General features: G+C 69.9%; 8 protein-coding genes and 1 pseudogene. 7 read left to right on the top strand and 2 right to left on the bottom strand.

What is annotated here, in order from left to right:
• Positions 1-359 (bottom strand): ABC transporter substrate-binding protein (locus tag FV228_RS10100; protein WP_147854502.1); only part of this gene is annotated, 359 nt, incomplete at its 3' end.
• Entirely contained in the window at positions 356-943 is a 588-nt protein-coding gene (locus FV228_RS10095) for an ANTAR domain-containing protein (protein ID WP_147854501.1), read from the bottom strand. The genes FV228_RS10095 and FV228_RS10100, both read right to left, overlap by 4 nt.
• A gap of 181 nt (positions 944-1,124) precedes the next feature.
• Here FV228_RS10095 and FV228_RS10090 point away from each other — a divergent pair, with 181 nt between their 5' ends.
• From FV228_RS10090 to FV228_RS10060, 7 genes and pseudogenes are all read left to right on the top strand, one after another.
• Positions 1,125-1,712, top strand: coding sequence for a hypothetical protein (locus FV228_RS10090; RefSeq protein ID WP_187277691.1), 588 nt, complete (start codon positions 1,125-1,127; stop codon positions 1,710-1,712).
• A 139-nt stretch (positions 1,713-1,851) separates the two neighbouring features.
• Entirely contained in the window at positions 1,852-3,741 is a 1,890-nt protein-coding gene (locus FV228_RS10085; RefSeq protein WP_147854500.1) for a glycoside hydrolase family 15 protein, read from the top strand.
• Positions 3,738-5,813, top strand: coding sequence for a transketolase (gene tkt, locus FV228_RS10080; protein ID WP_147854499.1), 2,076 nt, complete (start codon positions 3,738-3,740; stop codon positions 5,811-5,813). The genes FV228_RS10085 and tkt overlap by 4 nt, the downstream gene beginning before the upstream one ends.
• Before the next feature lie 237 nt (positions 5,814-6,050).
• Positions 6,051-8,897 (top strand): bifunctional transaldolase/phosoglucose isomerase, encoded by a 2,847-nt coding sequence (locus FV228_RS10075; protein WP_147854498.1) that lies wholly within the window; start codon positions 6,051-6,053, stop codon positions 8,895-8,897.
• Between the two features lie 274 nt (positions 8,898-9,171).
• Complete coding sequence (gene gnd, locus FV228_RS10070) at positions 9,172-10,152, top strand: phosphogluconate dehydrogenase (NAD(+)-dependent, decarboxylating) (RefSeq protein WP_147854503.1); 981 nt, start codon at positions 9,172-9,174, stop codon at positions 10,150-10,152.
• A 25-nt stretch (positions 10,153-10,177) separates the two neighbouring features.
• Entirely contained in the window at positions 10,178-10,903 is a 726-nt protein-coding gene (gene pgl / locus FV228_RS10065; RefSeq protein WP_147854497.1) for a 6-phosphogluconolactonase, read from the top strand.
• A 112-nt stretch (positions 10,904-11,015) separates the two neighbouring features.
• A pseudogene (locus FV228_RS10060) lies at positions 11,016-11,373 on the top strand (phosphohydrolase); the annotation flags it as partial.

The raw sequence follows: 11,373 nt of genomic DNA, 5'->3' as shown, positions 1-11,373 counted from the left end.
CGCTCGGCCGCCACCCGGGCCTTCGCCCGGGCCACGTCCGCCAGAGTCTCGCTCGCCGGCTCCATCGCGGCCCAGAGCCCCCGAGACACCGTGACGGCGTTGCCGTTGGCGCTGAGCTGCAGCGGAACCACGAGGTCGGAGGGCGGGCCCGAGAGGGCCAACCGGCTCGCCAGCGCCAGCGGCGCCAGCATGTGGGCGCCGTCGAGATGGCCCAGCGCGAGGCGGTCGCGCAGGGTCGCCCAGGACGGCTCGGCCGAGAGGTCGAGTTCCAGACCCTCGGCCCGGGCGAAGCCGAACGCGTGCGCCACGATCAGCGGCGCGGCATCGCAAAGGGGGACGTAGCCGAGCTGAAGCCTCATCCGAGCAGGTCCGCCGTGGTGACGATGGCCCGGGCAATGTCGGCGATCTTGCGCTTCTCGTTCATGGCCTTGCGCCGGAGCTGCTTGTAGGCCTCGTCCTCGGTCAGCCCCTTCAGGTTCATCAGGATGCCCTTGGCGCGCTCGATCAGCTTGCGGTCGGCCAGCTCGCCGCGGGCCTCCGACAATTCGCGCTGGAGCCGCGCGAAGGCGTTGAAGCGCAGGATGGCGATATCGAGGATCGACTTGATCCGCTCCGCCCGCAGGCCGTCGACCACGTAGGCCGAGATACCGGCGTCGACCGCCGCCTGCATCATGGTGGTGTCCGAGCGGTCGACGAACATCGCCACCGGCCGCTCGACCTGCCGGGAAACCCCCGACATCTGCTCCAGGATGTCCCGGCTGGGACTCTCCAGGTGGATCACGACCACGTCGGGCTTCAGGGCGGTCACCCGCTCCAGAAGGTCGACGGTATCGGGAATCACCACGATCCGGCCGATGCCGGCGGCGCGCAGCCCCTCCTCCAGGATCGCCGCGCGGGCGCGGCTCGGGTCGATCACGGCGACGGTGAGGTTGGATTCGGTCATCGGGGCCCGGTCGGGCGGGACTTCTTGAGAGGGCGACCCGGTTCGGGCGCTCCGGCCAAGCAAGGCGTATGCCCCGCAGCTGTCGCCAGCGTTACCGCCGCGCAAAGAAACGGTCCAGCTTCCGCCGCAATGCTGGGGGCATTCTTGCGTCGTCGGAACTAGGGCGGGGGTGGTGAAACGGATGCGCAGGCCAGACCCGCTTGCCCTGACGGACGCCGCCACCGGGCGCGTTTCGATGCCGTTCCTGCCGACGTTGGTCGTGGTGGGAATTCTGGGTGTCGCTTCCCTCTATTGTCCGTCGTCGCAGTTGACGCCGCCGTCGGAGGCCCGCGCCGAGGTCGTTGCGCCCGAGGCTCCGTCGCCCACCGCCTTCTTCAAAGCCGCGCCGGTGTCCGTTTCGGTCCGCCGCCCGGCCGCCGTGGCCTTCGCCGAAGTCTATCCCCTGGCCCCGACGCAGCCGGCCCGGCCTGTGCTCGCGGCCCGGGCGACGTCGCATATCGCGATCGCGGGCCGCCATGTCTGCCCCGGGCGCCGCTGCCCGGAGACGCCTCAGCACGTGACCGATCCGCTGGCCGCCGGCCGTGCCGAGGCCGCGGAGTCGGACGAGGCCGATCTGCTGCCCCCCGCCGCTCTGCCCTTCGCCGCCTCGGTGGTCGAACGGCTGACCCCCGCCGCCCGGGTCGTCGGCGATGCGGCGAACCTGATGCGCGACGGCGCGGCCGCCGTACAGGGATCCGTCGCCCTGGTGGTGGCCGACTGCCTGCGCTGACGCGCACGAAACGCCGGCCGTACCGCACGGCATTCCACTCGGCTCGCCACGCCACCGCCTCTGGACCTCGCAACCGGGCGTCCTAGGTGCGTTGCAGCGGATGGCCGGGGCTCCCCGGCCGCGCGGGAGCCGGGGCCGTATGGCTGCACGCATCGAGGATTATGCGCTCGTCGGGGATTGCCGCAGCGCCGCGCTGATCAGCCGGCAGGGCAGCGTCGACTGGCTGTGCTGGCCGCGCTTCGACGCCGCCGCCCTGTTCACCAGCCTGCTCGGGACGGAGGCCCACGGCTTCTGGAAGATCTTTCCCGAGGCCGTGCATGTCGAGACCAGCTGGGCCTACCGTCCGGGAAGTTTGGTTCTGGAGACCCGGCACAAGACCCGGCTGGGTGAGGTCTTGGTGACCGATTTCATGCCGGCTGGGGACGGCGCCCACCTGGTGCGCCTGGTCGAGTGCGTGCATGGGCGCGTCGCCATGCGTATGGAGATGGCGGTGCGATTCGACTACGGCTCCGCGGTGCCGTGGGTCTCGCGCTCGGAACTGGGCGACCTGCGCGCCGTCTCCGGTCCCCACAAGGTCGTGCTGCGGACGGACGTCCACCTCAAGGGATCGGACGCGCAGACGACGGTGTCCGAGTTCACCGTCCATGCCGGCGAGCGGTGCCGCTTCGTCCTGAGCTACGGCGCCTCGCACGAGGACGACCCGCATCCGATCGAGCCGCTGAAGACCCTCGAGGCCACCGACCAGGCCTGGCGCGAATGGTCGAGCCGCTGCGCCGGCGGCACCGCCTGGGACCGGATGCTGCAGCGCTCGCTACTGACCCTGAAGGCGCTGATCTACGAGCCCACCGGCGGCATCGTCGCCGCGCCGACCGCGTCCCTGCCCGAGGGGCTCGGCGGCGAGCGCAACTGGGATTACCGATTCTGCTGGCTGCGCGACTCGACGCTGACGCTGATCGCGTTGATGGACGCCGGCTATATCGACGAGGCGCGCGATTGGCTCGCCTGGCTGCTGCGGGCGGTGGCCGGCAACCCGGAGCAGGCGCATATCCTGTACGGCATCGGCGGCGAGCGCCTGCTGCCGGAGATCGAACTCGACTGGCTGCCCGGCTACGAGAACTCCAAGCCCGTGCGGATCGGCAACGCCGCGGCCTCGCAGTTCCAGATCGACGTCTACGGCGAATTGTTCGACGCGCTCTATCAGGCCCATGCCCGGGGCCTGCCGATCAGCAAGGATGGCTTGCGGGTCGGGCTGGCGATCCTCGGCCATCTCGAGAACGCTTGGCGCAGGCCCGACGAGGGCATCTGGGAAGTGCGCGGCGGCCGGCGCCACTTCACCCACTCGAAGGTGATGGCCTGGGTCGCCTTCGACCGGGCCCTGCGCATGCACGCGATGCACGAATCGGGCGCCACCGAGGAGCAGGCCGGGCGCTGGCGCGCGGTCCGCGACGAGATCCATGCCGAGGTCTGCGCGCAGGGCTTCGACCCGGAGCTCAACAGCTTCGTCCAGTCCTACGGGTCGAAGGCGTTGGACGCGAGCCTGCTGCTGATCGCCCATACCGGCTTCCTGCCGCAGGACGATCCCCGGGTGGTCGGCACCGTCGCGGCGATCGGCGAGGGGCTGATGCGGGACGGCTTCATCCTCCGCTACGAGACCCAGGGGCAGACCACCGACGGCCTGTCCGGCAACGAGGGGGCGTTCCTGCCCTGCACATTCTGGTATGCCGACAACCTGATCGGCCTCGGCCGGCGGGACGAGGCGCGGACGATCATCGAGCGCCTGATCGGGATCTGCACCGATCTCGGCCTCGTCAGCGAGGAATACGACGTGCATGCCAAGCGCCTTGTGGGTAACTTCCCCCAGGCATTCACCCATGTGGCGCTCGTCAACACGCTGCTCAGCTATACGCGCGGCGAAGGGCCGGCGGATCGGCAGGGTGGTAAGGCCAACGGAGCCCCTCCCGCCGTCCTGCGGCAGCGTGAAGCCGACAAGCGGCACGCAAGAGGCGAACTGGAAGACGCGACATCATGAGCGGCGCTGATACTCCCGCCAAGGCGGCCCTCGCTGAGATCGATACGCTCAGCATCAACACCATCCGGACGCTCGCGATCGACGCGGTGCAAAAGGCGAATTCCGGCCATGCGGGCGCGCCGATGGGCCTCGCCCCGGTCGCCTACACGCTGTGGAACCGCTACCTCCGCTACGACCCCGCACATCCCCACTGGCCGAACCGCGACCGCTTCGTGCTGTCCTGCGGCCATGCCTCGATGCTGCTCTACGCCCTGTTGCACCTCGCCAACGTCGCCGAGAGCGACGGCGGCAACGCGCCGGCCGTGACGCTGGACGAGATCAAGAAGTTCCGGCAGCTCGACAGCCGCACCCCGGGGCACCCGGAGTACCATTTCACCACCGGCGTCGAGACCACCACCGGGCCCCTCGGCCAGGGTGTAGCCAACTCGGTCGGCATGGCGATCGGCGGCCGCTTCCTCGGCCAGCACCTCAACCGGCCGAACCTGCCGCTGTTCGACTACAACGTCTACGCTATCTGCTCGGACGGCGACCTGATGGAGGGCGTCGCCTCGGAGGCCGCCTCTCTCGCCGGCCACCTGCGGCTGGCCAACCTCTGCTGGATCTACGACGACAACACCGTCACCATCGAGGGCCACACGGAACTCGCCTTCGGTGAAGAGGTCGCCACCCGGTTCCTGGCCTATGGCTGGCAAGTCCTGCGGGTCGCCGACGCTAACGACGTCCACGCGATCGCCGGCTCGATCGAGACGTTCCTGGCCACCAACGATCGGCCGACCCTGATCGTCGTCAAGTCGGTGATCGGCTACGGCGCCCCGAAGAAGCAGGGCACCTCGAAGGCGCACTCGGACGCGCTCGGCGAGGAGGAGGTCAAGGGCGCGAAGCGGGCCTACGGCTGGCCGGAGGACGCGCAGTTCCTGGTGCCGGATGGCGTGCACGAGAACTTCCGAGACGGCATCGGCAAGCGCGGTGCCGCCCTCTACGATGCTTGGCAGGATCTGCTGTCCAAGGCCCGGGAGGCCGATGCCGACCACGCCGAGGACCTCGACGCCCTGCTGGAAGGCCGCCTGCCCGACGGCTGGGACAAGGACATCCCGGTGTTCGAGCCCGATGCGAAGGGCCTGGCCACCCGCGAATCCTCCGGCAAGGTGCTCAACGCGATCGCGCAGCACGTGCCGTTCCTGCTCGGCGGCTCGGCCGACCTGGCGCCGTCCAACAAGTCGAACCTGACCTTCGAGGGCGCCGGCTCGTTCGGACCGTTCACGCCCGGCGGCCGCAACCTGCATTTCGGCGTGCGCGAGCACGCCATGGGCTCGATCGTGAACGGCCTCGGGCTTTCCGGCCTGAGAGCCTACGGTGCGACCTTCCTGGTGTTTGCCGACTACATGCGGCCGCCGGTCCGGCTCGCTTCCCTGATGGAGCTGCCGATCTTCCACATCTTCACCCATGATTCGATCGGTGTGGGAGAGGACGGGCCGACGCACCAGCCGGTCGAGCAGCTGCTTTCGCTGCGTTGCATCCCGGGCCTCGTCACCCTGCGCCCGGCCGACGCGAACGAGGTCGCCGAGGCCTACCGGGTCATCTTCTCGCTCAAAGACCAGCCGGCCGTGCTGGCGCTCTCGCGCCAGCCGCTGCCGACGATGGACCGGACCAAGTTCGGCGCGGCCTCCGGCACCGCCAAGGGCGCCTACGTGCTGGCCGACAGCGACGGGACGCCCGACGTGATCCTGATCGGCACCGGGTCAGAGGTGCAGCTCTGCGTCGGCGCCTACGAGACGCTGAAGGCCGAGGGCGTGAAGGCCCGAGTGGTCTCGATGCCGTCCTGGGACCTGTTCGAGCGCCAGGACCAAGTCTACCGGGATTCCGTGCTGCCCCCCGCCGTCAAGGCGCGGGTGACCGTGGAGCAGGGCAGCATCATCGGCTGGGACCGCTACGCCGGAACCGAGGGCACGGTCATCGGCATGGATACGTTCGGCGCCTCGGCTCCGATCAAGGATCTCCAGACCAAGTTCGGCTTTACCCCCGACAAGGTGCTGGAGGCCGCCCGGGCGCAGCTCGCCAAGCACAGGCGGTAAGTAACGGCGGATGCGCGACGGTCCCCTCGCCCCTCTGCGGGGGAGGGTGGCCCCCGAAAGGGGGTCGGGAGAGGGGAGCGACGGTGCAGAATATGGCTTGGCCTTCATGAGGGTCGCGCCTCTTCTGGAAGCCGGGCTCCCCTCTCCCGACCCTCGCTGACGCGAGGGCCACCCTCCCCCGCAAAGGGGGGAGGGAGGGCGCCCGCCGAGTAGCGGTATGCGAGACGAGGAACCGACATGAACGCGCTCAAGGCCCTGCACGACGAACAGGATCAGGCGGTCTGGCTGGACTTCGTGGCCCGCGGCTTCATCCAGAAAGGTGCGCTGAAGCGCCTCGTCGAGGAGGACGGCCTGCGCGGGGTGACGTCCAACCCGTCGATATTCGAGAAGGCGATCGGTCACTCGGACGAGTACGATGCCAGCCTGAAGGCCGTGCAGGAGACCGGCGACAGCCGCGTCATCGACCTCTACGAGGGCTTGGCCATCGCCGACATCCAGGCCGCCGCCGACGTGCTCCGTCCGGTCTACGAGGCGAGCGACGGGGCGGACGGCTACGTCAGCCTCGAAGTCTCGCCCTACCTGGCGCTCGACACCGAGGCGACGCTCACCGAGGCGCGGCGCCTGCACAAGGCGGTCGCCCGCGACAACCTGATGGTGAAGGTGCCCGCCACCCCGGAGGGCATTCCGGCGATCCGGCAGCTTACGGAAGAGGGCATCTCGATCAACGTAACGCTCCTGTTCTCGCAGGAGGCCTACGAAGCGGTGGCCCGCGCCTTCATCGACGGACTCGACGCGCGGGCCAAGGCCGGCCACGACGTGTCGAAGATCGCCAGCGTAGCGAGCTTCTTCATCAGCCGGATCGACGTGCTGGTGGACAAGCTGCTGGACGAGAAGATCGCCCAGGCCAACGACCCCGACGAAAAGACGGCGCTCGCCCAGCTCAAGGGCAAGGTCGCGATCGCCAACGCCAAGCTGGCTTACCAGCGCTACCGGAAGATTTTTGCCGAATCCAAGTGGACGGCCCTGGCCGAGAAGGGCGCCAAGGCGCAGCGGCTGCTCTGGGCCTCCACGGGCGTGAAGAACAAGGCCTATTCCGACGTGCTCTACGTCGAGGAGCTGATCGGCCCGAACACCGTCAACACCATGCCCCCCGCCACCATGGACGCGTTCCGTGACCACGGCACCGTGCGGGCGACGATCGAAGAGGACGTGCCGGGCGCCGAGGCGGTCATGACCCGGCTCGCCCGGGCCGGCATCGACATCGAGAAGGTCGCCGAGCAGCTGGTGAGGGAGGGCGTGCAGCTCTTCATCGACGCCGCCGACGACCTGCTCGGCGCGGTCGCTGGCAAGCGCGCGGCGCTTCTCGGCCAGCGCCTCGACGGCCAGAGCCTCGTGATGGACGACAGCCTCGCCGCGGAGGCGAAGAAGACTGTCGAATCCTGGCGGGCGAGCGGCGCCATCCGCCGGCTCTGGGCCGGGGACGCGACGGTCTGGTCCGGCCACGACGAGGCGAGCTGGCTCGGCTGGCTGCACATCGTCGAGGACGAGCTAGAGAAGGCCGCCGACTACGCCGCCTTCTCGGAGTGGGTGAAGCAGCAGGGCTTCACCGACGCCGTGGTGCTGGGCATGGGCGGCTCCAGCCTCGGCCCCGAGGTGCTGAGCCTCACCTACGGCCAGCGCGAAGGCTTCCCGAAGCTCCAGATCCTCGATTCGACCCACCCGGATCAGGTGCGCGCCCTGGAGGCGAGCATCGATCTTGGGCGGACCCTGTTCATCGTCTCGTCCAAGTCCGGCTCGACGCTGGAGCCGAACGTCTTTCGCGACTACTTCCTAGGGCGGGTGAAGGAGAAGTTGGGCGACCGGGCGGGCGATCACTTCGTCGCCGTGACCGACCCGGGCTCCGACATGGAGCGCGCCGCCAAAGCCGATAACTTCAAGAAAATCTTCTACGGCGTGAAGCAGATCGGCGGGCGGTACTCCGTGCTGTCGGCCTTCGGGCTGGTGCCGGCCGCGGCCCTCGGCCTCGACGTGAAGGCGCTGCTGGAGACGGCCCGGATCATGGTCCGTTCCTGCGGGCCGGTGGTGCCGCCCGCGCAGAATCCGGGCGTGCTGCTCGGTGCCGCGATGGGCGTTGCGGGTCTTGCCGGACGCGACAAGGTCACGATCATCGCCTCGCCGGGAATCGACAGCTTCGGCGCCTGGGCCGAGCAGCTCATCGCCGAGTCGACCGGCAAGCAGGGCAAGGGCCTCGTGCCGGTGGACGGCGAGCCGGCGAGCGTCCCGGCGGTCTATGGCCGCGACCGGTTCTTCATCTACCTGCGCCTCGACGGTCAGGCTCAGGAGGCACAGGACGAGGCCCTGCGCGCCCTGGAGCGCGACGGCCACCCGATCGCCCGGATCACCCTCGATTCGATCGAGCAGCTGCCGCAGGAATTCTACCGCCTGGAGATGGCGACCGCGGTCGCCGGCGCGGTGCTCGGCATCAACCCGTTCGACCAGCCCGATGTCGAGGCCAGCAAGATCGAGACGAAGAAGCTGTTCTCGGAAGCGGAAGCGAACGGCGCCCTCCCCGCCGAGACGCCACTGTTCGAGGACGACGCCGTCGCCCTCTACGCCGACCGGGAGAATGCCGCTTCCCTGCCGCAGGCTACGCAGGGCCTGGAGGCTGCGCTCAAGGCGCAGCTCGCCCGCCTGAAGGACGGCGATTATCTCGGGCTGCTCGCCTACGTCCCGCGGGACGCGAAGGCCGCCGGCATCCTGCAGGAGGCCCGGCTCGCCGTGCGCGACGCCCGGAAGGTCGCGACCTGCCTGGAATTCGGGCCCCGGTTCCTGCACTCGACCGGGCAGGCCTACAAGGGCGGCCCGGATACCGGCGTGTTCCTGCAGATCACCTCGGCCCCCTCCGCGGACCTGCCGATCCCCGGCCGGGCGCTGGGCTTCAGCACCGTGGTGGCCGCGCAGGCGCGGGGCGACTTCGCGGTGCTGGCCGAGCGCGGCCGCCGGGCGCTGCGGGTCCACATCAAGGGCGATCTCGACGCCGGGCTGAAGCGCGTGGCGGCGGCATTGAAGGCGGCCGTGGCTTAGAGAGCGGATGGGTCTGGCCGCCCGTTCCCGGGCGCATGCAGCGTCAGCGAAATGCGACCCGGGGGCCGGCACAAGAGCGCGCGAAACGTCGTGACATCGAGACCCAGCGTCGAGTTCGAGCCGCTGCGCGGCGCTTTTCTCACGGGATCCGGGATTGCCGTTCACTACGTTACAGGTGTCCGGGAAAAGGGTGCGCCGCATACTTCAGTATTGGCGTAGCCGGCGAAGCACTTAAGCCCCGCCCCGCGGGGGCGATCGGTAAGGGATGGCAGCGATGCAACTCGGCATGATCGGCCTCGGCCGGATGGGCGGCAACATCGTCCGGCGCCTCCTGCGCGACGGGCACACGGCCGTGGTCTTCGACCAGAACCCGGCGGCGGTTGCCGCGCTGGTGGAAGCCGGCGCGGTCGGCGCGTCGAGCCTGGAGGATCTGGTCGCCAAGCTGGAGGTGCCGCGCACCGCCTGGGTGATGCTCCCGGCCGGCGCGATCACCGAGGAGGCGGTCAAGACCCTGGGCGGCCTGATGCAATCCGGCGACTGCATCATCGACGGCGGCAATTCCTTCTACGGCGACGACGTGCGCCGGGGGCTGGAGCTGAAGCAGAAGGGCCTGCACTACGTCGATGTCGGGACCTCGGGCGGCGTCTGGGGCCTGGAGCGCGGCTATTGCATGATGATCGGCGGCGACACCGAGACCGTCGACCGCCTCGACCCGATCTTCAAGACCCTGGCACCGGGCATCGGCGACATCCCCAAGACCCCCAACCGCGACGGCCGCGACCCGCGCGCCGAGCAGGGCTACATCCATGCCGGACCCACCGGGGCCGGCCATTTCGTCAAGATGGTCCATAACGGCATCGAGTACGGCTTGATGCAGGCCTATGCCGAGGGCTTCGACATCCTGAAGCACGCCAATTCGGATGCGCTTCCGCCGGAGCGGCGCTTCGACCTGAACATGGGCGACATCGCCGAGGTCTGGCGGCGCGGCAGCGTCGTCTCGTCCTGGCTGCTCGACCTGACCGCCCAGGCGCTGGCCGGCGACGAGAGCCTCCACGACTTCTCCGGTTACGTCGAGGATTCCGGCGAGGGCCGCTGGACGATCAACGCCGCCATCGAGGAGAGCGTCCCGGCGACCGTACTGTCCGCCGCCCTGTACCGCCGCTTCCGCTCCCGCGAGCACGAGAGCTACGCCGACAAGCTGCTCTCGGCCATGCGCAAGGGGTTCGGCGGCCACCAGGAGCCCAAGAAGTCCTGAAGCCGATAATCATCCCGAGGCGCCGATGAGCCTTCCCACCGGAACCCATGTCCTGTCCGATCCGCAGGCGGTCGCCCGCGAGGCGGCCGAGCGGCTGATCGTGGCCTGCGGCGAGACCGAATCCGAGCGGATCGCGATCTGCCTGTCCGGCGGCTCGACCCCGAAGCTGCTCTACGGCCTGCTTGCCGGCCCAGATTATGCCGCCCGGGTGCCGTGGGAGCGGATCCACTGGTTCTTCGGCGACGACCGGGTGGTCCCCTGGGACGATGAGCGCAGCAACGTCCGGATGGTCCGCGAGGCGTTCGGGCACGGTTCCCGGATCCCCGCGACCCACCTGCACTTCATTCCCTCCGACGCGGGCGCGGAGGCGGGAGCGCGAGCCTACGAGCAGACCCTGCTGGATTTCTACGGAGCCGACAGCCTCGATCCTTCCAGGCCGCTGTTCGACCTGGTGCTGCTCGGCCTCGGCGAGGACGGGCACACGGCCTCCCTGTTCCCGGGCAAGCCGGCCGTGGCCGAGCCCCACCGGCTGGTCGCCCCCGTGCCGGAAGCCGGTCTGGCGCCGTTCGTGCCGCGGATCAGCCTGACCCTGCCGGCGCTCGCCTCCTCGCGGCACGTGCTGTTCCTGGTCACGGGCGCCGGAAAGCGCGAGGCCCTGGCCCGGCTCGCCGCCGGGGAGGACCTGCCGGCCGGGCGGGTCACCAGCGTGGGCGACGTGGCCTGGCTGCTCGACGCGGCGGCGGCGCAGTAGGCGCGGATCCGGCGTTACCGTCTGGCAAGGTCGAGGCGTTAAAACGCCCTGCCTGCGACGCGACGCGGATCCCGCCGCCTGTCGGACCCGGGGGCATGCCACGAAGAGCCAGATGCGCGCGGGCACCGTCGTCCTCTACACCGACCAGCCCGACCGCCGCGGCGAACTCCTGCGCGTGCTCGGAGACATCGCCCCCTGCACGGTGCTGGACGCGGCCGCGATGCCGCCTGCCGGTCCCTGCCTCGCCCTGGTGGCGGATCTCGACCTGCTTCAGCCCTCCCCGCTCGTCGGCCTGCGAACCCTGATCGCCGCCGCCCCGGCTCTCCCGCGGGTGTTCCTGATGCGCAGCATGGGGTCTCGCAGCCTTTCGGCGGCGCGCGGGCTCGGGGCGCGCCTCTGCCTCCCGGTGGATACGCCGGCCGAGACCGTGGCCGAGGCCCTGCTGGCGCAGTTGCCGCCCGTCCCGGAGG

Origin of the sequence: Methylobacterium sp. WL18, from assembly GCF_008040015.1 — a bacterium.
GTDB classification, from domain to species: Bacteria; Pseudomonadota; Alphaproteobacteria; order Rhizobiales; family Beijerinckiaceae; genus Methylobacterium; species Methylobacterium mesophilicum.
Note: the sequence above shows the minus strand (reverse complement) of the source record. Positions and strands in the feature narration are given on the sequence as shown.

What these genes read in the sequence shown, in the direction of transcription:
- FV228_RS10085 (WP_147854500.1), top strand. Translation starts at nt 1,852, where the DNA reads ATGGCTGCACGCATCGAGGATTATGCGCTCGTCGGGGATTGCCGCAGC.
- gnd (WP_147854503.1), top strand. Translation starts at nt 9,172, where the DNA reads ATGCAACTCGGCATGATCGGCCTCGGCCGGATGGGCGGCAACATCGTC.
- FV228_RS10090 (WP_187277691.1), top strand. Translation starts at nt 1,125, where the DNA reads ATGCGCAGGCCAGACCCGCTTGCCCTGACGGACGCCGCCACCGGGCGC.
- FV228_RS10095 (WP_147854501.1), bottom strand. Translation starts at nt 943, where the DNA reads ATGACCGAATCCAACCTCACCGTCGCCGTGATCGACCCGAGCCGCGCC.
- pgl (WP_147854497.1), top strand. Translation starts at nt 10,178, where the DNA reads ATGAGCCTTCCCACCGGAACCCATGTCCTGTCCGATCCGCAGGCGGTC.
- tkt (WP_147854499.1), top strand. Translation starts at nt 3,738, where the DNA reads ATGAGCGGCGCTGATACTCCCGCCAAGGCGGCCCTCGCTGAGATCGAT.
- FV228_RS10075 (WP_147854498.1), top strand. Translation starts at nt 6,051, where the DNA reads ATGAACGCGCTCAAGGCCCTGCACGACGAACAGGATCAGGCGGTCTGG.